Source organism: Massilia phyllosphaerae (assembly GCF_034659755.1).
Taxonomy (GTDB): domain Bacteria; phylum Pseudomonadota; class Gammaproteobacteria; order Burkholderiales; family Burkholderiaceae_D; genus Telluria; species Telluria phyllosphaerae.
Genome location: NZ_JAXSQX010000001.1, coordinates 459,125 through 481,784, shown reverse-complemented (window position 1 = coordinate 481,784; position 22,660 = coordinate 459,125). Strand labels below are relative to the sequence as shown.

At 67.3% G+C, this 22,660-nt stretch carries 17 protein-coding genes; 3 read left to right on the top strand and 14 right to left on the bottom strand.

What is annotated here, in order from left to right; all coding sequences use genetic code 11:
• Nucleotides 1–50: 50 nt before the first annotated feature.
• Genes U1H99_RS02140 through U1H99_RS02120 form a run of 5 tightly spaced genes read right to left on the bottom strand, consistent with a single transcriptional unit; the run spans nucleotide 51 to nucleotide 3,854 of the window.
• Complete coding sequence (locus U1H99_RS02140; RefSeq protein WP_323140129.1) at nucleotides 51–1,343, bottom strand: dihydroorotase; 1,293 nt, start codon at nucleotides 1,341–1,343, stop codon at nucleotides 51–53.
• A gap of 7 nt (nucleotides 1,344–1,350) precedes the next feature.
• Nucleotides 1,351–2,316, bottom strand: coding sequence for an aspartate carbamoyltransferase catalytic subunit (locus U1H99_RS02135; RefSeq protein WP_323140128.1), 966 nt, complete (start codon nucleotides 2,314–2,316; stop codon nucleotides 1,351–1,353).
• Nucleotides 2,309–2,836 (bottom strand): bifunctional pyr operon transcriptional regulator/uracil phosphoribosyltransferase PyrR, encoded by a 528-nt coding sequence (pyrR, locus tag U1H99_RS02130; RefSeq protein WP_323140127.1) that lies wholly within the window; start codon nucleotides 2,834–2,836, stop codon nucleotides 2,309–2,311. Before pyrR ends, U1H99_RS02135 begins: the two co-directional genes overlap by 8 nt.
• Nucleotides 2,817–3,215, bottom strand: a complete 399-nt coding sequence (ruvX, locus tag U1H99_RS02125; protein ID WP_323140126.1) for a Holliday junction resolvase RuvX — start codon at nucleotides 3,213–3,215, stop codon at nucleotides 2,817–2,819. Before ruvX ends, pyrR begins: the two co-directional genes overlap by 20 nt.
• A gap of 18 nt (nucleotides 3,216–3,233) precedes the next feature.
• The gene (locus U1H99_RS02120) at nucleotides 3,234–3,854 is read right to left on the bottom strand and encodes a YqgE/AlgH family protein (RefSeq protein WP_323140125.1); all 621 of its coding nucleotides are present in this window, start codon (nucleotides 3,852–3,854) and stop codon (nucleotides 3,234–3,236) included.
• A gap of 274 nt (nucleotides 3,855–4,128) precedes the next feature.
• Between U1H99_RS02120 and U1H99_RS02115 the strand changes: the two genes are divergently transcribed.
• On the top strand, nucleotides 4,129–5,592 hold the full coding sequence (locus U1H99_RS02115; RefSeq protein WP_323140124.1) for a cryptochrome/photolyase family protein: 1,464 nt from the start codon (nucleotides 4,129–4,131) through the stop codon (nucleotides 5,590–5,592).
• Between the two features lie 152 nt (nucleotides 5,593–5,744).
• Here U1H99_RS02115 and U1H99_RS02110 read toward each other — a convergent pair whose 3' ends face one another.
• The 6 genes from U1H99_RS02110 to U1H99_RS02085 all read right to left on the bottom strand — a co-directional run bounded on the left by U1H99_RS02110 (nucleotide 5,745) and on the right by U1H99_RS02085 (nucleotide 15,496).
• Nucleotides 5,745–11,399: a hybrid sensor histidine kinase/response regulator gene (locus U1H99_RS02110; protein ID WP_323140123.1), complete on the bottom strand. Its 5,655-nt coding sequence runs from the start codon at nucleotides 11,397–11,399 to the stop codon at nucleotides 5,745–5,747.
• 19 nt (nucleotides 11,400–11,418) lie between these two features.
• Nucleotides 11,419–13,752 carry a methyl-accepting chemotaxis protein gene (locus U1H99_RS02105; RefSeq protein ID WP_323140122.1) on the bottom strand — a complete coding sequence of 778 codons (2,334 nt, stop codon included), beginning with the start codon at nucleotides 13,750–13,752 and terminating at the stop codon, nucleotides 11,419–11,421.
• A 70-nt stretch (nucleotides 13,753–13,822) separates the two neighbouring features.
• Nucleotides 13,823–14,380, bottom strand: coding sequence for a chemotaxis protein CheW (locus U1H99_RS02100; RefSeq protein ID WP_323140121.1), 558 nt, complete (start codon nucleotides 14,378–14,380; stop codon nucleotides 13,823–13,825).
• A 2-nt stretch (nucleotides 14,381–14,382) separates the two neighbouring features.
• Nucleotides 14,383–14,751: a response regulator transcription factor gene (locus U1H99_RS02095; protein ID WP_141831833.1), complete on the bottom strand. Its 369-nt coding sequence runs from the start codon at nucleotides 14,749–14,751 to the stop codon at nucleotides 14,383–14,385.
• A 38-nt stretch (nucleotides 14,752–14,789) separates the two neighbouring features.
• Nucleotides 14,790–15,179 carry a response regulator gene (locus U1H99_RS02090; protein ID WP_323140120.1) on the bottom strand — a complete coding sequence of 130 codons (390 nt, stop codon included), beginning with the start codon at nucleotides 15,177–15,179 and terminating at the stop codon, nucleotides 14,790–14,792.
• 164 nt (nucleotides 15,180–15,343) lie between these two features.
• Nucleotides 15,344–15,496: a rubredoxin gene (locus tag U1H99_RS02085; protein ID WP_141834357.1), complete on the bottom strand. Its 153-nt coding sequence runs from the start codon at nucleotides 15,494–15,496 to the stop codon at nucleotides 15,344–15,346.
• Nucleotides 15,497–15,584: 88 nt separating this feature from the next.
• On the opposite strand from U1H99_RS02085, the gene thiD reads away from it, so the two are divergent.
• Both thiD and hemL read left to right on the top strand, forming a co-directional pair.
• On the top strand, nucleotides 15,585–16,406 hold the full coding sequence (thiD, locus tag U1H99_RS02080; RefSeq protein ID WP_323140119.1) for a bifunctional hydroxymethylpyrimidine kinase/phosphomethylpyrimidine kinase: 822 nt from the start codon (nucleotides 15,585–15,587) through the stop codon (nucleotides 16,404–16,406).
• A gap of 18 nt (nucleotides 16,407–16,424) precedes the next feature.
• On the top strand, nucleotides 16,425–17,726 hold the full coding sequence (gene hemL, locus U1H99_RS02075) for a glutamate-1-semialdehyde 2,1-aminomutase (protein ID WP_323140118.1): 1,302 nt from the start codon (nucleotides 16,425–16,427) through the stop codon (nucleotides 17,724–17,726).
• 159 nt (nucleotides 17,727–17,885) lie between these two features.
• Here hemL and U1H99_RS02070 read toward each other — a convergent pair whose 3' ends face one another.
• The 3 genes from U1H99_RS02070 to corA form a co-directional block, all read right to left on the bottom strand.
• Nucleotides 17,886–19,166, bottom strand: a complete 1,281-nt coding sequence (locus tag U1H99_RS02070; protein ID WP_323140117.1) for a PepSY-associated TM helix domain-containing protein — start codon at nucleotides 19,164–19,166, stop codon at nucleotides 17,886–17,888.
• Between the two features lie 21 nt (nucleotides 19,167–19,187).
• Nucleotides 19,188–21,365 carry a TonB-dependent siderophore receptor gene (locus U1H99_RS02065; RefSeq protein WP_323140116.1) on the bottom strand — a complete coding sequence of 726 codons (2,178 nt, stop codon included), beginning with the start codon at nucleotides 21,363–21,365 and terminating at the stop codon, nucleotides 19,188–19,190.
• Nucleotides 21,366–21,551: 186 nt separating this feature from the next.
• Complete coding sequence (gene corA / locus U1H99_RS02060) at nucleotides 21,552–22,517, bottom strand: magnesium/cobalt transporter CorA (RefSeq protein ID WP_323140115.1); 966 nt, start codon at nucleotides 22,515–22,517, stop codon at nucleotides 21,552–21,554.
• Between the last annotated feature and the right edge of the window lie 143 nt (nucleotides 22,518–22,660).

Here is a 22,660-nt window from a genome sequence, read left to right as displayed (position 1 = left end):
CGGGACACGCCGCGCAGGCCGCGGCATGTCCGATTTTACCGCCGAATGTTTCAGGCGGGCCGGCGTTCGTACGCCACCTGGCCGGCCACCACGGTCGCCCGCACCTGCCCCGCCAGTTCGTAGCCCAGGAAAGGCGTGTGCTTGCCCTGGCTGGCCAGGCTCGATGCGGCCACGGTCCAGCGCGTGTCCGGATCGAACAGCACCACGTCGGCCGGCGCGCCGACCGACAGCGTGCCCGCACCCAGGCCGGCCGTGCGCGCCGCGTCGATCGTGATGCGCGAGATCGCGCGCGCCAGCGCAGCATCGTCGCCGCCCTGCTCGTGCGCCCACTTCAGCATCAGCGCCAGCAGCAGTTCGAGGCCGGTGGCACCGGGCGAGGCTTCGGCGAACGGCAGCAGCTTTTCGTCGTCGTCGACCGGGGTGTGGTCCGAGCACACGGCATCCACGGTACCGTCCAGCACCGCGGCGCGGATCGCTTCGCGGTCGCGCTGGCTGCGCAGCGGCGGCGTCAGGCGCGCGTTGGCGTCGAAGAAGCCGATGTCGGCGTCGGTCATGTGCAGGTGGTGAACGCCGACGTCGCAGGTGACCGGCAGGCCTTCCTTCTTGGCGGCGCGGATCAGGTCCAGCGCGGCGGCCGACGAGATGCGGCACAGGTGCACGCGCGCGCCGCTGGCGCGCATCAGTTCGAAGATCGTGTGCAGGGCGATGGTCTCGGACATCACCGGCACGCCGGACAGGCCCAGGCGCGAAGCCAGCGGGCCGCTGTGGGCCACGCCGCCGCGGCCGATGTGCGGGTCCTGCGGACGCAGCCAGACCGTGTAGCCGAAGGTTTTTGCATACTGCATGGCGCGCAGCAGCACGGTGGTGTCTTCGATCGGATGCTCGGCCTGGGCGAAGCCGATGCAGCCGGCTTCGGTCAGCTCGGCCATTTCGGTCAGCGCGGTGCCCTTCAGGCCCATCGTCAGGGCGCCCAGCGGGTGCACGTTGGCCTGGTTCAGGTTGCGCGCGCGGTGCTTCAGCATTTCCACCAGGCCCGGCTCGTCCAGCACCGGGTCGGTATCGGGCGGGCACACCAGCGTGGTCACGCCGCCCTGCATCGCGGCGCGCATTTCCGATTCCAGCGTCGCCTTGTATTCGTAGCCCGGTTCGCGCAGGCGCACCGACAGGTCGACCAGGCCGGGCGCGACCACCAGGCCGGCGGCGTTGATGGTGCGCGCGGCCGTGAAACCGTCCGGCGCGCTGCCGACAGCCACCACTTTACCGTCGCCGATGTACAGGTCCTGCACCGCATCGATGCCGTTGGCCGGGTCGATCACGCGGCCGTTCTTGATATGTAAATTCATGCTCATCTCAGGAATGTCCGCCTGCCAGAATACTCATCACCGCCATGCGCGTGGCGATACCGAAGGTCACCTGCGGCAGGATCACCGCCTGCGATCCGTCCGCCACCTGCGAGTCGATCTCGACGCCGCGGTTCATCGGCCCCGGGTGCATCACGATCGCATCCGGCTTGGCCAGCGCCAGGCGCTCCGGCGTCAGGCCGTAGCTCTTGAAGTATTCCTGCGCCGACGGCAGCAGCGCGCCCGTCATGCGCTCGTTCTGCAGGCGCAGCATGATGATCACGTCGACGTCCTTCAGTCCTTCGTCGATGTCGGTGAACACGCGCACGCCCATCTGTTCCAGGCCGCCCGGCAGCAGCGTGTGCGGGCCGATCGCGCGCACTTCCGGCACGCCCAGCGTGGTCAGTGCGTGGATGTCCGAGCGTGCCACGCGGCTGTGCAGGATGTCGCCGACGATGGCCACGCGCAGGTTGGTGAAGTCCTTCTTATAGTGGCGGATGGTGTACATGTCGAGCAGGCCCTGGGTCGGGTGCGCATGGCGCCCGTCGCCGGCGTTCACCACGTGCACGTGGTTCTGCCTGGTGTCGTTCAGGTGCTTGGCGATCAGGTAGGGCGCGCCCGACTGCGCGTGGCGCACCACGAACATGTCGGCGTGCATGGCCGCCAGGTTGTCGATGGTGTCCAGCAGCGACTCGCCCTTCGAGGTCGACGAGGCCTGGATGTTCAGGTTGATGACGTCGGCCGACAGGCGCTTGGAAGCGATCTCGAAGGTGGTGCGGGTGCGCGTCGAGTTCTCGAAGAACAGGTTGAACACGCTCTTCCCGCGCATCAGCGGCACCTTCTTGACCTCGCGGTCGGAAATGCTCACGAAGCTCGAGGCGGTGTCGAGGATGTGGTTGATGATGGCCTTGGGCAGGCCTTCGATGGTGAGCAGGTGCTGCAGCTCGCCGTTCTTGTTCAGTTGCGGGTTATGCATTGTCGTCTTCGATCGTGAGCGAGAGTTGACCCTGGGTGTCGCGCGTCAGCGACAGCGACTGGCCGGCGGCCAGCTGCGCATGGGCACCGACGAAATCGGCGGCGACCGGAAGTTCGCGGCCGCCGCGGTCGGCCAATGCACCGAGCATGATGCGCTGCGGGCGGCCGTAGTCGAACAGCACGTTGATCGCCGCGCGCACGGTGCGGCCGGTGTACAGCACGTCGTCGACCAGCAGGATGGTGGCGCCGTCGACGTTGAAGTCGATGCGGGTCGGCTTCACGTCCGGGTGCAGGCCTTTCTTGGCATAGTCGTCCCGGTAGAACGAAACGTCGATGAAGCCGAGGCGTTTTTCCAGGCCGAGGTCGGTGGCGAGGCGCTCGGCCAGCCAGGCGCCGCCTGAGTGGATACCGACGATGGCGGCGTCGGACACGCCGGCCAGGCCGGCGCGGACCGCGTCGAGCAAGGCGCGGTACAGCGCCTCAGCGTCGAACGCGTCAGCGTTAGAAGTTGGATTGGACATGGTCGTCAAAGTACTGTTGCAAAATGATGGCGGCGGCCTTGGCGTCGATGATCTCGCCACGTTTGGCCTGGATCACGGCCGACGAATAGCGTTCGTCGACCAGCTCGACAGGCAGGTCGAAACGGCCGTGCAGTTGATTGGCGAAGCGGCGCGCACGCAGGGTCATGTCGTGCTCGGCGCCGTCCGGATGGCGCGGCTCGCCGACCACCAGGCGCGCCGGGCGCCATTGTTCGATGAGCTCACCGATGACCTTGAAGCGGGTCGCGTTGTCGATGGCCTTGATCACGGACAGGGGCTGCGCCTGCCCGGTGAGGGTATTGCCCATGGCAATACCGATGCGCTTGATGCCGAAGTCGAAGCCTAGAACGATATCTACCATTACCGGGACACGACTCCCTCAAGCATGACCCGCCTCCGACGCGAGCATCAAGGGATCGATGCCCAGCAGCTTGATGGCGGCGTTGTAGCGTTCCTCGATCGGCAGGTCGAACAGCACGTGGGCGTCGGCGCCGACGGTCAGCCAGCCGTTGCGCGCGATTTCCTCCTCCAGCTGCCCCGGGCTCCAGCCGGCATAGCCGATCGAGACCAGCATGCGCTGCGGACCGCTGCCATTGGCGACGGCTTCGAGCACGTCGATCGAGGTGGTGAAGGCAACGTCGGGCGTCACGTTCAGCGACGACGAATAGCGGCCGGACGGCGAATGCAGCACGAAGCCGCGGTCGTCCTGCACCGGGCCGCCGAACATGATCGGCTCGTCGACCACGCTCTCGCGCAGCCCGTCGGCGACCTTCAGGTCGATGCGGTCGAACAGGACCTCCATCGTCATGTCGGTGGGCTTGTTGATGACGACGCCGAGCACGCCTTTGTCGTTGTGTTCGCAAATATAGACGACGGTGCCGCCGAAGACCGGATCGCTCATCGACGGCATGGCGATCAGGAAGTGGTTAGCCAGGTTCAACTCGGGCTGCTTGACCTCCGGCTGAAGCGTGCCTGTGCTTTCCTGGGACAAGCCAGGCATGATAAGAGGGTTGCCGACCTTACTTTTTTTCATGCTCATACTCTCTGTTGGCTCACTCTCTGTATTCGGAATTACTGAAAACCCGCGATGCATGCATTGCCATGGGCGGCGATTCCAGAACCTCCTTTTACCGCAGTATGCACACTTCAAGCTTGGGCTTTTCGCTAGTTTACACTGATTTCCAGACGCAGCCTTTGGAAGCTGCATTTCCGGTCATTACTATTGAGTAATGGTAGACAGTAAAATGCCCTGCACATAAATCAGAACACAGAAGATGACTATGAGAAATTCGTTGGTCTGGTTCCGGCGCGACCTGCGCCTGGACGACCATGCCGCATTGCATCACGCCCTGCTCTCCAGGCGCCGGGTGGTGGGCGTGTTCGTCTTCGATACCGACCTCCTGGACGGCTTGCCGGCCGATGACCGGCGCGTGCAATTTATCTACGACAGCGTGCGTGAACTCGACGACCGCCTGCGCACATCCGGAGGTTACCTCATCGTGCGGCGCGGGCGCGCCGCGCAGGAGATCGCCGCGCTTGCTGCCGAGCTCGATGTGGAATCGGTGTACGCCAACCACGATTACGAACCGCAGGCGATCGCGCGCGACCGCGCCGTCGCCGACGCGCTGCGCCGGGCCGGCCGCAGCCTGCAGACCTTCAAGGACCAGGTGATCTTCGAAAAGGACGAGGTGCTGACGCTGGCGGGCGGCCCCTACGCCGTGTTCACGCCCTATAAGAATGCCTGGCTCAAGCGCCTGGCCGCCCAGCCCGAGGCCCTGGCGCCGTTCGCGACCCTGCCGCACCTGGCCGCACTGGCGCCGCGCCCCGCCCATCACGCGCTGCCGTCGCTGGCAGACCTTGGATTCCGGCCTGGCGCCACGCCGATCGATGCACCCGGCATGCACGGCGCCGAACGCACGCTGGCCGCCTTTGCCGACCGCCTGGCGCGCTACGACACCGAGCGCGACTTCCCGGCACGCGACGCCACCTCGCGCCTGTCGGTGCACCTGCGCTTCGGCACGCTGTCGATCCGCGCCCTGGTGCGCATGCTGCGCGCGCGTATCGAGGACGGCAGCGGCGGCCCCGGGGCGCCGGTGTGGCTGTCGGAACTCATCTGGCGCGAGTTCTACATGATGATCCTGGCGCGCAATCCGCGCGTGACGACGCAGTCGTTCAAGCTGGCCTTCGATGCCGTGCGCTGGGATGAAGGCCTTCCGGCCGACGCCCTGTTCGCGGCCTGGTGCGAGGGCCGCACCGGCTATCCGCTGGTGGACGCCGCCATGCTGCAGCTGAACCGCACCGGCTTCATGCACAACCGCCTGCGCATGGTGACGGCCAGCTTCCTGACGAAGGACTTGGGTATTGATTGGCGCCGCGGCGAGCGCTATTTCGCGCGCCGGCTGAACGACTACGAACTGTCCTCGAACAACGGCGGCTGGCAGTGGGCGGCTTCGACCGGCTGCGATGCGCAGCCGTGGTTCCGCATCTTCAACCCGGTGACGCAGTCGCGCCGCTTCGATGCCGACGGGACGTTCATCAGGCAGTACCTGCCGCAGCTAGGCGGGCTGGAAGGGGCGGCAATTCACGCGCCGTGGCTGGCCAAGGCGGCGCTGCTGGACAAAGCGGGGGTGGTGCTGGGGCGGGATTATCCGCTGCCGGTCGTGGACCATGAGCAGGCGCGGGCGAAGACGCTGGCGCGGTTTCGTGTGTTAAAGCAGGAACAGCAAGAAGACAGCTAGCGCTTGAACGTCACCGCGCACGTGTCAACGTCACCCCCGCGAAGGCGGGGGTCCAAGTTCTGCATGCGCTGTCGAAACGTGTCGAACTTGGGGGGATAGCGCAGCTATCCCGCCTGCGCGGGGGCGACGTGCTTGGGCCGCTGGCCGCCGCCTTACGCCGCCGGCGCACTCCGCCCCAGCAACCCCGCCATCGCCGCCAGCAGCACATCTTCCTGGAACGGCTTGCCGAAATACGCATCCACACCCAAATCGATCGCATAGTTGCGGTGCTTGTCCGCGCTGCGCGAGGTGATCATGATGATCGGGATCGCATGGGTGGCCTCGTTGCCGCGCACGTGGCGGGTCAGGTCGAAGCCGTCCATGCGCGGCATCTCGATATCGACCAGCATCAGGTCGGGACGCGTCTCCTGCATCTGCTCAAGGGCATCGACGCCGTCCTTGGCCAGCAGCACGCGGTAACCCTCGCGCTCCAGCAGGCGCTGGGTCACGCGGCGCACCGTCAGCGAATCGTCCACCACCATCACGGCCGGCAGATACGGCGTCGGCGCCACGCTTGCCGCGGCCAGTGCCTCGGCCGGCGGCAGGCGCGTGCCCTGCCCGGCCAGCAGCACCGGATCGAGGATCAGCACGATCTCGCCGGAACCGAGCACGGTGGCGCCGGCGATGCCGGGCATGCGTGCCAGCTGCGGGCCGATGTTCTTGACCACCACTTCGCGGTTGCCCAGCACCTCGTCGACCTGCAGCGCCAGGCGCGCATTGCCGTTCTTGAGGATCAGCACCGGATACGAACGCTGGCCGCCGGCGCCGCCGGGTTCGCGCAGCAGTTCGGGCAGGTAGTGCAGCGGCACGTCCTCGCCGTGCACCTTGAGCGACCCGAGTTCGCGCGCCGCGGCCAGCTCGCTCTCGCGCACCTGCTGCAGCTGCTCGACCAATACCGCCGGCAGCGCATGGGTGCGCGACCCGCTGGCAACCAGCACCACCTGGGTCGCGGCCAGCGTCAGCGGCAGGTGGATGGTGAAGGCGGCGCCGCGGCCGGCCGTGGTCTCGATCTCGACCCGGCCGCCCAGCGCGCGCGCTTCCGAGCGCACCACGTCCATGCCGACGCCGCGGCCGGCCAGTTCGGTCAGCGCATCGGCGGTCGAGAAACCGGGCTCGAACACCAGCTCGGCGGCGTCCTGGTCGGAAATGACTTCGCCGTCCGCCAGCAAGCCGTTGGCCGCGGCCTTGGCGCGGATGCGCGCCAGGTCGAGGCCGGCGCCGTCGTCGGCCACGCGGATCACGACTTCGTTGCCCTGCTGGCTGGCCTGCACCAGCAATTCGCCGGTTTCTTCCTTGCCGGCCTCGATACGCCCGGCGCGCGCCTCGATGCCGTGCACGATGGCGTTGCGCAGCAGGTGCTCGAACGGCGCGGCCATCCGTTCCAGCACGCTCCGGTCGATCTCGACGGCGCCGCCGCGGATGTCCAGGTTGACCCGCTTGTCCGTTTCCTTGGCGGTCTGGCGCGCCAGGCGGAACAGGCGTTCCGACAGGCTGGCGAAGGGCACCATGCGCGCCCGCATCAGGTCACGCTGCAGCTCGCGCGTCAGGCGCGACTGCGCGGCCAGGTCCTCGACGGCGGCATCGACGGTGCGCGCCATGCTGTCGTGGAAGGACGAGACGTCGTTCACGCTTTCGGCCATCATGCGCGTGAGTTCCTGCAGGCGCGTGAAGCGGTCGAATTCGAGCGGGTCGAATTCGCGCTCGCCGGCGATCGACAGGCGCGACGCGATCTGCGACTCGGCCTGCATCTCGACTTCGCGCAGCTGCTGGCGCAGGCGCGCCAGGTTGTCGGTGAAGTCGGACAGCGCAGTCTTCAGCGTGCCGACCTGGGTTTCCAGCTTGGAGCGCGTGATCGACACCTCGCCGGCCTGGTTCACCAGGCGGTCGAGGATGTCGGCGCGGACACGGACCAGCGGCGTACGTGCAGGCTCGGCCTGATTTGCAGCCTGGTCCGCAGCCGTGCCGGCGTCCGTGACCTCGGGCGCCGCTGCCGGCACCGGCTCGGGCGCGGCAGCCGGCTGCTGCAGCTGCTCGAACAGCAGCTGCGCCTGGTCGTAGTTGGCCAGCAGTTCGTCGAAGGCGGCGGCGCTGGTGGTACCGGCGTGCAGCATGTTCTCGATCTGGGTTTCCAGCGCGTGCGTGTGCTGGCCCAGGCGCATCGCGCCGGCCATGCGGGCGCTGCCCTTGACCGTGTGCAGCGCGCGCAGCAGGCCGTGCGCGGCGGCGGTGTCGAGCGGGTTCTGCTGCCAGCGGCGCAGGCCGTCGCCGATCTGCGGCAGCAGGTCGGTGGCTTCTTCCATGAACACCGGCAGCAGGTCCGGATCGAGTTCGTCGGCGAAGACCGGCTCGGTCGCCAGCTCGGCGGCCAGCTCGCTGTCCAGCGCTGCGGCTTCGGGCGCTGCAGTGTGCGCCGCGGTGCCGGTGTCCGGCGTGGCGAGGGGCTGTGCTTCGGATTCGGCTGCCGGTACGGGCGCGAGTTCCCCTGCAGGTTCCACTGCGGGTTCCGGTTCTGGTTCCGGTTCAGGCTCCGGTTCCGCCTGCGACGGCACGTCGGCCGCTTCCTCCTCTAGCGGCAGCTCGGATACCGGCTCCGGCTCCGGCTGCGCCTGCTCCAGCGACGGCGCCGCGAACGGGTCGTCGAAATAGCTGTCGAACAGGTCGTCGACGGCGCTGACCGCCGGATCGGCCGGCTGCGTTTCCGGCTGGCGCGGCGCGCTCACGCTGGTCTCGGCCAGCGGCAGCGGTCCGCCGGGCAGCGGCGGGTCGGCCAGGATGCTGTCGTAGGTGGCGGCGAACAGCGCATCCAGGCGCCCGGCCAGTTCGGCATCGGCATCGCCGAACACGGCGTCGGCCTTGCGCCGTCCCAGCTCGTCGCACAGGGCGTCCAGGCGCGCCAGCAGCTCCGGCTGCGGCGGCGCCAGTTCGCCCAGCGAGAATACCTGCAGCATGACGCGGATGCGCTCGACGCTTTCGCCCAGCAGCGCGTGCTGCTCGTCGGCCAGCGGCGGCGTCGCCATCTGCAGCACCGCTTCCAGCGCCAGCGCGATGTTTTGCAGGGCCGTGAAGCCGACGGTGGACGAGATGCCGCCCAGCGTGTGCGCGGCCGCCAGCGCCTGGCCCGACACCGCACGCAGCGGCTCCGTGCGCCAGGCGGCAAAGTCGGCGTCGAGCGTCTCGACGATGCCGGCGGTCTCGTTCAGGTAGATGTTATACAGCGGCAGCGGGATCTCGAGTTCGCCGACGCGCTTGACGGTGTCCTCTTCAGGCACGGATGCCGGCGCGGGTGCCTGCTCGATCACCTCGGCTTCGGCTTCGGTTTCAGCTTCGGCTTCGGTTTCAGCTTCGGCTTCGGTTTCAGCTTCGGCTTTGGTTTCAGCTGCGGCCTCCGCTTCGACTGCGGGTTGCGCGTCAGCCAAGGGTTCGGGCTCGGGTTCAGGATCGGCGTCGGCTTGCGGCATCGCCGGCACCTCGGCATCCGCGTCGGCTGCCGCTACAGCTGCCTCGCCCGCATCCGGCAGCGCAAACGCTTCACCCTCCTGCACACGCAGCGCGGCCGCCGCCAGCGGCGCCCCGCTGCGTGCCGAGCGGCCGCCGGCGGCCAGCTCGGCCACCCAGTCCGCCAGTTCGGACCGCGCATGTTCGAGCAGCGCCAGCAGGTCCGGGGTGGCGGCGCGCGCTTCGGCCAGCCACAGGTTCATGGTCTTTTCCACGGCCGCGGCGCCAGTCGCGAATTCTTCCAGGCCGACCATGCGGCTGCTGCCCTTGAGCGTGTGGAAGGCGCGGCGCAGGCGCGTCAGCGTTTCCTGGTCGCCGGGTTGCGCGTGCGCGGCCGGCAGCGTCTCGCCGACCAGCGCCAGCACGTCGCCGGCTTCGGCGATGAAGATCTCGAGCAGCTCGGCTTCGATCGCATCCTCGGCCGATACCTCTGCAGGCACCTCGGCCGGCGCCACGGCTGGCATGGCTTGCGCCGGCGAGGCCTCGGCCTCGGCCACGTCGGCAAGCGCATCCTGCATCGGTTCCTGCACCGCCTCCTGCGCCTGCACCTGCTCATCGAACGGCAGCTCGCGGAACAAACCCGCCGCCTCGTCGAAGCGGAAGCGCTTGCGCGCGGCATCGACGTTCTGCGCCAGCGCATCGGTAAAGAAGCCGAGCGCGCCGATGTTCTGTGCCAAATTGTCGAGCGCGGCAGCGCGCGCTTCGGCACGCGGCGCGCCGGCGGCCAGCGCGCGGACGGCCTCGCGCACGTGCGCGAGCGCGCGCATGGCCCCGTCCTGGTCGAGGATCGCCAGCGCGCCCTGCAGCTGGTGCAGCAGCGGGTCGGCCTGCTCCAGCGCGGCCGTGCGCGCCGGGTTTTCATAGTATTCATCGACCAGCTTTTCGACCTGGCGCAGGCCGGTGCGCATTTCGCCGGCCAGCACCGCCACCGTCTCGCCGTCGTGCTCGCGCGCCATGCCGCCCTGCCATTGCGGCAGATCGGGCGGGGTTTCGCCGTTGGCCAGGGCCAGCAGGCGCTGGCCGACCGCTTCCGCATGCTGGCCGAAATCCTCGGGCAGCTGGCGCACCTGGTCGAGGCCGTGCTCGACGAACAACATCGCCTGTGCCATCTCCATCTGCAGCTGTTCGCTCTGCGCGCCGGCCACCGATTCGCTGGCGGCCTGGCCCAGTTCGCGCAGCAGCTGGGCCAGCGCCGGGGCGCCCAGCTTCTCGCTGGCGCCGGCCAGCTTGGAGAGCGCTGCATCGAAGCCGTCTTCCTGCAGGTCGGCGCCCCCTTCGGCACTCACGATGCGGTCGAGGCCCTGCTTGGTCTGCGCCAGCGCTTCCTTGGCATCCTTCAGCGCAGCCGGGTCGATGCGGGCGTAGCGCCGCTCCAGGTAATCCTGCGGCACCTGGCCCTCCAGGCGCCAGGCATCGCGCAGCAGGCGCGCATCCGGCGTCGGCTGCGGCGCCTGGGCGACGAAGAACAGGGCGTCGCGCAGCAGCGCCTCGGGCAGGCTGCTGTGTCCCTGCGTCATGCGGCGCAGCTGCAGGTTGACCTGGCCGAACAGCTGCTTGACGTAGAGGTCGCCCGCCACCTGCCCCTGCGCCACAAGGTCGGCGGCGGTCTGCAGCGCCAGCCAGAACGCGTGGGCGCGCGGGTCGGCCTGCACCCGCGTGACCGGCGCCAGGGCGTCGCGCATGGCACCGGCCTGGCTGCGCTGGGTGCCTGGTTCGGTACTACGCAGGAAGAACAGCAGCGCCTTTTCGAACTGGGCGCGGCTGGCCGCGTAGTCCGGCGCCGGCCCCGCCGTGCCGCCGGGCAGCAGCGCCGGCGCCAGGTCGAGCGCCAGCATCGCGCCCGGATGCACGCGTTCGGCGCCGAGCAGTTCCTGCAGCGCGCGGTAATACGGGAACAGGCGCACCGGCTGCTGCTGCGCGCCTTGCAGCAGCTCTTCCAGGTATTCGGCCAGCGCCCGGTAAGCCTCGCCCACCACCGCGGCGCGCGCCGCATCCAGCGCCAGCGAGCCGTCCTTGAAGCGGTCGAGCGCCTGTTCGGCGATGCCGGTCAGGTGCTCGACCCCATGCACGTCGACCATCTGCAGCGCGCCGTGCGCCTGGTGCAAGTGCGATTTCGCATGCAGCAGCAGGGTCGGCTGGGCTTCCGGGCTGCGTCCGGCCGCATCCTGCAAGGCCTTGGACGAACGCTCGAGGGCATCGCGGATTTCTCCCAATACCCAGGACAGGGGGCCGGTGTCGAAGTGCGGGGCGTGGACGGGCATCGGTTCGGTCATAAATCAGGTCGGGTAGTCCTCAAGCGGCGACGCGGAAGCGCGACACCGAATTCTTCAGCTCCTGCGCAAGCTCGGCCAGTTGGCGGATCGACTGTGCGGTCTGCTGCGTGCCGCCCTGGGTGTGCTGGTTGACGGCCAGGATATGCTGCATATTATGCGCCACTCCGTTGGCCGAGGTAGCCTGCTGGCCGGTCGCGACCGAAATTCCCTCGATCAGTTCGGCCAGGCGGTTGGACACGCGCGAGATGTCGGCCAGCGCGGCACCGGCGGCGTCCGACAGGCGTGCGCCCTCGACCACGCCCTGGGTCGACTTTTCCATCGCCGCCACGGCGTCGTGGGTGTCGGTCTGGATGGTGCGCACCAGCGCGCCGATCTGCTTGGCGGCGTCGCCCGAACGTTCGGCCAGGCGCTGCACTTCTTCCGCCACCACCGAGAAGCCGCGTCCGGCCTCGCCGGCCGATGCCGCCTGTATCGCCGCGTTCAGCGCCAGCACGTTGGTCTGTTCGGTGATATCCGAGATCAGTTCGGTGATCTCGCCGATCTCCTGCGAGGATTCGCCCAGGCGCTTGATGCGCTTGGAGGTTTCCTGGATCTGCTCGCGGATCTCGCCCATGCCCTTGATCGCATTCTGCACCGCCGTCGCGCCCTGCTCCGCCGCGGCCACCGACTGGCGCGCCACTTCGGCCGACTGCTGGGCCGAGCTCGAGACCTCGGTGATCTGGCCGGCCATGCGCAGCACGGTCGACGAGGCGTCCTGGATCTCGCGCGACTGCTGACCGGCCGCGACCAGCAGCTCGCCCGACACTTTATAGGCGTCGTCGGAAGCGGTATTCACCTTGCCCGCGGTGTCGATCACGCGCACCACCAGGCCGCGCAATTCCTCGACCGTGTAGTTGACCGAGTCGGCGATCGCGCCGGTGATGTCCTCGGACACGGTGGCGTGCACGGTCAGGTCGCCGTCCGCGACTTCCTGCAGCTCGTTCATCAGGCGCAGAATGGCGGCCTGGTTCTGGTCGTTGGTGGCCTTGGCTTCTTCTTCCTTGGCCTGGGCCAGCAGGCGCGACGCTTCCGCTTCCTGGCGGCGGGCATCCGACGCGCGGGTGCGGTTGCGCGAGTCCTGCAGCATGACGCGCGAGATGCTGCCGGCCATCGCCAGCGTGAAAATCGAGGAGGCGACCAGCAGCCAGAACCAGCCGCCGGTGCCCTTCTCGCCGCTGCGCAGCGCGGTCTGCAGCTCGGTGAGCTGGGCGCGCAGCGCTTCGTTGTCGCGGAAGATGGTCTGCTCGGCCGCCTTGGCCGCGGTCAGGTCGGCCAGGTGGTCGAGGAAGGACGCGACCACGCGCTGGCAGATGTCGAACTTCGCCTGCACCTCGGTCAGCTTGTCGCGCAGCTCGGCGTCGCGCAGCGCGGCCAGGCCGAGCGACTCGTTGCCGTTCAGGAGACCGTCGACGGTGACGCGGAAGGTGGTGGTGTCGCGGCCCATCTGGAACGCGGTCTCGGGGCTGATGCCGCCCGAGGTCAGGAATTCGCTGGCGCTGCGCGACAGGCGCTGGGTCAGCATCATCAGGCGCCCGAGGGCGGCCAGTTCGCGCGCGCTGCCGCCGCGGGCGGTGCGTTCGGTCAGGATCTGCTCGGTGAGTGCCAGCATTTCCGGCGTCAGGACGTCGAGCTGCTTCAGGTTCTTGTCGAAGTCGACCAGTTCCGGCTTCATCTTGAGGATGCTGGCGGCGGCCGTGGACGACACCGCCCACTTGGCGCGCACCTTGGCCAGCTGGCGATGCAGGTCGCCGTCGGCGGCCGGGATCGTGTTGCCGTTGAACTCGCCGCCCTTGCCGAGCAGGTCGAGGTCGCGGCCCAGCGCCACCCAGCTGTCCTGCAGCTGGACGAAGGCGTCGGGCACGCCCTGCATCGCGGTCGGCGCCGCCTTGCCGAGGCGCTGCGAATGCATCAGCGCTTCGCCGGCGATCTGGGTCTGGCTGGCGGCCACCGCGCCACTGCCCGCATTGCGCCACAGCGACAGCAGCGTGACCAGCACGCCGATCGTGAACGCCACCAGCAGGATGCGCAGCTGGCGCGGGAGCGACAGGTGGCCGATGAGCGGCAGGCGCAGCGCCTCGTCGGCGCCGGCACCGTTCGCGCGGGCGGCCGCGGCGGCGCGCTGCTTGCGCCGGGTCAGGTTACCGAGCCGCAGAGCGGCATCGTCGGCGGAGCCGCCGGCCGGCACCGCCGCGGCATCGGGCGCCATGGCGGGCGATGCCGCGGCCACCGTTGACATTGTGCCGATGCCGAACTGGGTGTCGGGCGACGCCAGCACGGTGCTGCCGTCGCCCTTGTCCTTGGGCAGAAAATTCATCGAGAGTTTTGATGCGAATCCCATACCAGCTCCAGTCCAGAACCTGTCGTGTTGTGTGTTGTATGCCGGCCTACAGGCCGACTTGCAGGAAGCGCTCTTCCCGCACCAGTTCCGCCAGCGCCAGCGGCGTCCAGTCGAGGCCATCGGCGTCGATCAGCCTGTCGCCTTCCGGATGCCGCACTTGCTCCATGTCGGCGGCATCGCGCAGCCCGACCACGCGCGTGGCCAGCAGGCCGCAGGGCACTCCCAGCGCCGGCGCCAGCGTGACGATACGGGCGGCGCTTGCATTGTGCGCACCCTGCGCACTGCTAGGTGCCGCCGGCTGTCCCAGATAGGCCGCCAGGTCGACCACGCCGACCAGGTTGCCGCGGATGTTGGCCAGGCCCAGGTACCAGGGCTGGGTCAGCGGCACCCGGGTGAGCGCCGGCACCGGCACGATCTCGCCGGCTTCGAGCAGGTCCAGCAGGTAGCGCGCGCCGCCGATCTCGACGCCCAGCTGGTTGGCGCGGGCGCCGCTGCTGGTGCGCGCCGCCTGCACGCGTTCGAGCAGCTGCTGCTGGTACTGGCGCAGGCGGGTACGGCGCGCCGCGGGGTCGGCGCTACGGCTGGCGACGTCGATGCCGGCCATGGTCAGGCGCCGAGCGTGGCGATCCTGGCCAGCAGCTGGTCCGGATCGACCGGCTTGACGAAGTAATCCTTGGCGCCCTGGCGCATGCCCCAGATACGGTCGGTTTCCTGGTTCTTGCTGCTGCAGATGATGACCGGCACCGACGACAGTTCCGGATCGCGCGCGATCGAGCGCGTGACCTGGAACCCGTTCGCGCCCGGCATGACGACGTCCATCAGGATCAGCTCCGGCCGTTCGGCGCGGATTTTGTTCAGCGCGTCCTCGCCGTTGTCGGCGGTGGTCACGGCAAAGCCGTTGCGCACCAGGATGTCGGTGAGGTAGTAGCGTTCGGTCGGGGAATCGTCGACGATCAGGATCTTTTTAATGGCCACGATGGCTCCGGCATCAATGTTGGAGTGCTGTCTGCCGCTCAGGCGCCCGCGTGGTCGCGCACGGTGGCAAGCAGGCTGTCTTTGGAAAACGGTTTGGTGAGATAAGCCGACGAGCCGACCATGGCGCCGCGCGCGCGGTCGAACAGGCCATCCTTGGACGACAGCATCACCACCGGCGTCATCCGGAACCGGGCGCTCTTCTTGATCAGGGCGCAGGTCTGGTAACCGTCCAGGCGCGGCATCAGGATGTCGCAGAACACCAGTGCCGGGTGATGGTCGTTGATCTTGGCGAGGGCGTCGAAACCATCCTCGGCCAGTACCACCCGGTAGCCGGCCTGGGTCAGGAAAATCTCGGCGGAGCGACGGATCGTGTTGCTGTCGTCGATCACCATGATCGTCGGGCCTGTCGATTGGGTCGTCATATTCATTTCACTTCAGCATGAAACCGCACGATAGCATAGGGAATTGCCCTTGTGCGTGAAGTGTTGCTACGCGTCAACTCGACAGGAAACAAATCTTGCCGGCGTGATGTCGAACCGGCCAGATTCGTTGATGAAATACTCAGATAAGTTGTAGATCGAAGAAGATCCGATCAGATCTCCGTCATTTCGAAATCGTCCTTGCGTGCCCCGCACTCCGGGCAAGTCCAGTTCATGGGGACGTCCGCCCAGCGGGTGCCTGGGGCAATGCCGTCTTCCGGGCTGCCTGCGGCTTCGTCGTAGACCCAGCCGCAGATCAGGCACATCCAGGTCTGGTAAGCCTGCGTTTCATTGCTCACGTTTGCTTCCTTCTATCTAGTAAAATGAGAGGTCAGGTATCTTAATCTACGCGCTGTGCAAAACCAACTGTCTCCTCTCATCCTTACGTTCGGGCCGGCAGACCCGGTCGGCGCGCTCGGCATCCAGTCGGATGTGGCCGCCTTCTCGATGCATGGTTGCCACGGACTGTCGGTGGTGACGGGCCTGCTGGTGGCCGATTCGGCACGCGTCGACGACATCCACCCTGTCGACTCGCCGACGGTCGCCGCGCAGGCCCGCATGCTGCTCGAAGACATGCCGATCGCCGCCATCAAGGTCGGCACCATGGCCACCCTGGAACAGATCGCCGCCATCGCCGAAATCGTCTCCGACTACGCCAACCTGCCGCTGATCCTCGACCCGTTCGCCTCGTCCCTGCCCGACTGCGGCATGCGCGACGACGACATCCTGACCCTGATCCACCAGTTGCTGGCGCCGCAGGCGACGGTGATGATGCTGTCGCAGGCCGAACTGGCGCGCTTTGCCGACTGCTGGCGCGATCCGGCGTCCGAAGCGCCGCTGGAAGACGACGTGACCGAACTCACGGCCCTCGGCTGCCGCCACGTGCTGGTCACCGGCACCGGCGGCGGCGACGGCACCCGCATCAACAACCTGTACGACGGCGAAGGCCTGGTCGCCAGCCTGCCCTGGGGCCAGCACCTGCCCGGCCCCTTCGTCGGCGCCGGCAGCACCCTGTCGGCCGCGCTGGCGGCGCAGATGGCGCACGGCGTATCCGCCGCCGACGCCGTGCGCGCCGCCCAGGAATACACCACCGGGGCCCTGGTCCATGCCTGCCGCTTCGGCATGGGCCGCCTGGTGCCGAACAAGATCTATCGCATTGCCGGCGGCAACTGCTGAACCTTACCCACGACTTCCATGACCGACACAACTGCATCCACTTCCAAGAACGACACCCTGTTTGCCCGCGCCCAGCAAAGCACCCCGGGCGGCGTGAATTCCCCGGTCCGCGCCTTCCGCTCGGTCGGCGGCACGCCGCGCTTCATCACCCGCGCCGAAGGCCCCTACTTCTGGGACGCCGACGGCAAGCGCTACATCGACTACATCGGTTCCTGGGGTCCGGCCATCGTCGGCCACGCGCACCCGCAAGTGGTCAAGGCGGTGCAGGATGCGGCCGCCAACGGCCTGTCCTTCGGCGCCCCGACCGAGGGCGAGATCGAGATCGCCGAGGAGATCTGCCGCCTGGTGCCGTCGATCGAGCAGGTGCGCCTGGTCTCGTCCGGCACCGAAGCCACCATGAGCGCGCTGCGCCTGGCGCGCGGCGCCACCGGCCGCGACAAGATCGTCAAGTTCGAAGGCTGCTACCACGGCCATGCCGATTCGCTGCTGGTCAAAGCAGGTTCCGGCCTGCTCACCTTCGGCAACCCGACCTCGGCCGGCGTGCCGGAAGACTTCGTCAAGCACACCCTGGTCCTCGACTACAACAACGTCCCGCAACTGGAAGACGCCTTCGCATCGATGGGCGACACCATCGCCTGCGTGATCGTGGAAGCCGTGGCGGGCAACATGAACCTGATCCGCGCCACGCCGGAGTTCCTGCGCCGCATGCGCGAGCTGTGCACCGAATACGGCACCGTGCTGATCTTCGACGAAGTCATGTCGGGCTTCCGCGTCGGCCTCGGCGGCGCCCAGGAACTGTACGGCATCACCCCGGACCTGACCGCGCTCGGCAAGGTCATCGGCGGCGGCCTGCCGGTGGCGGCCTTCGGCGGCCGTGCCGACCTGATGGAAAAGATGGCGCCGATCGGCCCGGTCTACCAGGCCGGCACCCTGTCCGGCAACCCGGTGGCGGTGGCGGCCGGCATGACCACGCTGAAGCTGGTGCAGCAGCCGGGCTTCTACGAGAAGCTGTCCGGCCAGGCCGTGAAGCTGGTCGAGGGCCTGACGGCCGCCGCGAAAGAAGCCGGCATCGACTTCTGCGCGGATGCCGTGGGCGGCATGTTCGGCATGTACTTCTCGACCCACGTCCCAGCCAGCTACGGCCAGATGATGGCCGGCGACAAGGACCGCTTCAACCGCTTCTTCCACGGCATGCTGGAAGAAGGCGTGTACTTCGCGCCGGCGATGTTCGAGGCGGGCTTCGTGTCGGCGGCGCATGACGATGCGATCATTGCCGAGACGGTGGAAGCGGCGCGCCGGGTGTTTGCGCGGCTCGCTTAAGCCCGCGCCACGTAAACGTCGCCCCTGCGAAGGCAGGGGCCCAAGTTACTAGCGTATCGATAACGCACGCAAACTTGCAAATTCGGGGTCAAATTCGGGGTCAGAGCACAATCATGTATTTATGATTGTGCTCTGACCCCGAATTTGACCCGAATTTTCTTACGCTTCCCGCATCACCGCCCGCCGCTGGATCGCCGCCACCGCGCGCGACGCCCGCTTGCGCCACCAGATGATCACCCCGGTCACGCTCAGCATCGCCACCACCAGACCCATCGCCGAAATCAGGATCCGCCCCGGCAGCCCGAGGATGCGGCCCGAATGCAGCGGGAACTGGGCCTGCACGAAGATGTCGGCAGCGGTGCCCTTCCACGGCTGGCGCTGGCCCAGCAGCTTGCCATTCACACCGTCGTAGTACAGCAGTGCCGGGCCGACGCCGCCCGTGCCGTGGTCGCCGCCCGGCTTGAAGAAGCTGATCATGTAGATGCCGAATTCCTGCGAATAGTAGACGGCACCGACCGGGTCGCTCCACTGGCGGCGCTGCCCTTCGGCGCCGGCGCGCGCGATGACCTCGGCGAGCGGGATGCGCGGCTCGATCAGGTGCTGCTTGTCCATCATCGGACGGGTGTCGAAGGGCGTCGGCGTCACTTTCGACACCTTGCTGATCACCGGATAGAAGACTTCGTTGTACAGGTTCAGCGAGAAGGCCGTAAACGCGAGGATGAACAGCAGGATCCAGGTCCACAGGCTGAAGGCGCGGTGCAGGTCGAAGTTCAGTTTCGATGACCCGCCCTGCCAGCGCACCTTCCAGGCCGGCTGCCAGCGCTGCCACCAGGTCTTGCCCGCATTGTTGGCACTCACGGCAGGCGACGCAGCGAGCGCCGCCTTCTTTTTCCGCACCGGCAGCGTCAGGTAGAAGCCGACGAAGCTGTCCACCATCCAGATCATCGCGATGCCGCCCATCAGCCACCAGCCCCAGCGGTCGGTGCCCCACATCTCGGGGAGGTGCAGCGTGTAGTGCAGCTTGTAGAGGAAGGAGACGAAGGTTTCCTGGGTGATCGGCCAGACCGCGCCCCACTCGCGCTTGCCGAGTTCCGCGCCGCTGACCGGGTCGACGAAGACCTGGTTGAAGCCGGGCGTGGCCAGTTCCTTCGTGGCCGGGTCGAAGCGCGGCGACACGCCCAGCGCCAGCGACTTGCCCGCTTCCGGCTGCAGCACGAGGTAGGACACGCGCACCTGCGGATGGCGCGCCTCGACCTGCTGCGCCAGGGCCAGCGCGGACTGCGGCGTGCCCGCGCTCTTCGCTTCCATCAGGTGCGGGTTGAGCAGGTCGTCCAGCTCGTGGTCCCAGGAGATCACGGCGCCCGTAAGACCGCTGACGAACAGGAAGCCGGCGGTCAGGAGACCGAGGTAACGGTGGATCAGGGTCCAGAAGGCGCGCATGGGATAAGCCTCGGTTAGTCGTCAGAAACGGTAGCGCAGCGTCAGCGATGCGCCGCGCGGCGCCTGGTAGTTCACGCCTTCATACGCGGCCGACAAGCCGAAGTGCTTCTTGTCGAACGCGTTGTTGACGTTCAGCTGCGCCGACAGCTGCCGGCTGAACTCGTAGCGCGCCATCAGGTTGACCAGGGCGAACGCTTCCTGCTCGACGCGGCCGCCATTGGTGTTCGCCGGGGCGTTGGGCACGATCGTGTAGGTCTCGCCTTCCCAGTTCACGCCGCCGCCCACGCTCAGCTTGTCCCATGCGCCCGGCAGGCGGTAGGTGGTGAACACGCGCAGCAGGCGGCGCGGGTAGATGCTGTTGATGTCGGCGCCTGCCGCATCCTTGATGCGGTACTGGGTGTAGCCGGCACTGGCGCTCCAGCCCCTGGCCAGTTCGCCCGACAGTTCGAATTCGAAGCCTTCGCTCTTGGCGCCTTCGGAGGCGACATAATAGGTTTCCGGGCCGAGCGGGCCGCCGCGGTCGATCTTGTCGACCGCCTGGGCCAGGTTGTTCTGCTTGACCTGGAATACCGCCAGCGAACCGTTCACGCGGCCGTCGAGGAACTCGCCCTTGATGCCGGCTTCGTAGTTCTTGCCTTCGATCGGGTCCAGCATGCGTCCCGCCAGGTCGAGGGCATTCTGCGGCTGGAAGATGTCGGTGTAGCTGGCGTAGGCCGAATAGGTTTTATTGATGTCGTAGACCAGGCCGGCGTACGGCGTCACTTCGTGGTCGTGCTTGATCCGGTAGTCCGGGGCGAAACCGCCGCTGCCGGAACGCTCGTAGTCGGTGACGCGGGCGCCGACGATCAGCTTGAGCGGATCGGCCAGCGCGAAGCGTGCCACGCCGTACAGGGCTTCCTGCTTCGTATGACGGTCCTGGTAGAACTGGCGTTCGCCCCAATTAGGTTGCGGGAAGGCCGCCGGGTTCCAGTTGTTGAAATCGCCCGGGACCGGGAAGATGTCCGACGGCCGGTTGTCGGCCTGGAAGTCCTGCTTCATGCGCATGTAGCCGAAAGCGGCTTCGTGCCGGCGCCCGCCCAGTTCGAAGGCGCCGCCGGCATGCAGGCCGATGTCTTCCTGGTCGGTATGGTTGACGTAGTTGGCCGGATAGGCACTCATGCCCAGGCCGGTCACGCGGTCGGGACGGCCCGACAGGTAGAGCAGGTAGGCATCGCCGTCGCGCTTGGCCTTGTTGTAGACGGCGTGGACCTTCCAGCCGTTGTCGAAGGTGTGCTGCAGGTCGACGAAGGCATTGCCATAGGTGGTCGGCCAGCGGCTCCAGGCGGCGCTGCTGGTCTTCGAGACGTCCCAGTTGGTCGGGGTGCCGTCGCTGTACCAGTACGGCAGGCTGCCCCACATCGGGCTCTGGGCGCGGCTCTCCTGGCGGCTGTAGCCGGCCTGCAGCAGCGTGCGCGGGGTCAGGTCGGCCGCCACCGTGGCGTACAGCGTGTTGCTGCGCGAGCCGCCGTAGTCGATCCAGCTGTCGGCGTCAGTGTATTCGCCGACCACGCGTGCGCGCACGCTGCCCGATGCGTTCAGCGGCGTGGACACGTCGCCCATCACGCGGCGCTCGTTCCAGCTGCCGACGCCGGCCTCGACCCAGCCGGTCACCTGCTTGCTGTCGGCATGCTTGCGCACCAGGTTGATCGCCGCCGACGGGTTGCCGGCGCCGGTCATCAGGCCGGTGGCGCCGCGCACGACTTCGACGCGGTCGTAGATCGCCAGGCTGGATGCGACTTCGCCGCCGCTCCACTGCTGTTCGTAGGTGGTGGGCAGGCCGTCGATCTGCAGGTTGTCGATCTCGAAGCCGCGTGCAGTGAATTGGCCGCGGTTGGTTTCATACTGGTTGACCGAGACGCCGGTGGTGTTGTTGACGACGTCGGTCACGGTCTGCATGCGCTGGTCTTCGATGCGCTGCAGCGTCACCACCGATACCGATTGCGGCGTCTCGCGCAGCGACAGGTCCAGCGGCGTGGCGGTGCGGGTGGAACCGGCGGTGTACGAATTCGCGCTGCGCTGGGCGGTCACCTGCACCTGCTGGATGGCGCTATCTGCGTCCTGGGCAGCCTGCGCCTGCGCGAGCAGCGGCATGGCGGCGCCCATCAGTACGGCGAGTCGGTTGAGCTTCAGACGCCGGGCGGCGGACGCTTGCATTTTCATCGGTATCCCATCAGTTGAGCGGAAAGAGGTAATCCGCTGGCGGTGATAGACAGCGGAAACTAAGCGCGAATGATAACGATTCTCATTCAAAAGTCAACTGAAAGATAGTGAACATACTAGTTAGCGATCGTTTTGAATAGCCTAATACGTCGTCCCCGCGCGAGTGGGGACGACGGTGATGGCGGCTTACTTCAGCCAGCCCCGATGCCGGAAATACAGGAAAGGCGCAATCGCACTGACGATCATCAGGCTCAGCGACCAGCCATAGCCCATCTTCCAATGCAGCTCGGGCAGGAACTCGAAGTTCATGCCGTAGATACTGGCGATCAGGGTCGGCGGCAGGAAGGCGACCGAGGCCACCGAGAAGATCTTGATGATCTTGTTCTGGTTGATGTTGATGAAGCCGACGGTGGCGTCCATCAGGAAGTTGATCTTGTCGAACAGGAAGGAGGTGTGGCCGTCCAGCGATTCGATGTCGCGCAGGATCTGGCGTGCTTCCTCGAACTGGTCGCCGTTCAGCAGCCGGCCGCGCATCAGGAAGCTGACCGCGCGCCGCGTGTCCATCATGTTGCGGCGGATGCGGCCGTTCAAGTCTTCCTCGTGCGCGATCGCATTCAGCGCGGCGGCCGCGTCCTGGTCGGTGAATTCCTTCTGCAGCACGCGCTGGCTGACCTCTTCCAGGCTCTCGTAGATGCCTTCGAGCGCATCGGCCGAGTACTCGGCGTCGGTCGCGTACAGGTCGAGCAGCACGTCCATGTAATCCTCGATCGAGCCAGGCCGCGAACGCGCGCGCAGGCGCACCAGGCGGAACACCGGGAGCTCGTCGTTATGGACCGAAAACAGGATTTTCTTGGCCAGGATGAAAGCGACGGTGACGATGCGCGACGGGCCGTCTTCTTCCTCGCGCAGGAAGTCGGTGCGCAGGTGCAGGTCGCCGTTTTCGCCTTCGTAATAGCGCGCCGACGCCTCGATATCGGATACCTCGTCCTCGCCCGGCAAGACCACGTCATAGGTCGTCTTGACCCAGGCACGCTCGGCATCCGTGGGATCGGTGAGATCGACCCACACGGCCGATGCGTTCTCCAGATCGGCACGGGAAGCGATGGGTACCTGGTTCAGTCGGCCATTTTGTAGGACAAATACGTTGATCATGCGCTGCTTTCTCGGCCGGGATTCGGAAACAGCGCAAGTGTACCCGTAAGCCCTGAGCCCGGCCACCCCGTCGGCAAGAATTTGCCCCGTTGCCCATCCTCAAACCGGGGGCAGAGCCCGGATATTGGCAACATCCGCTTAGC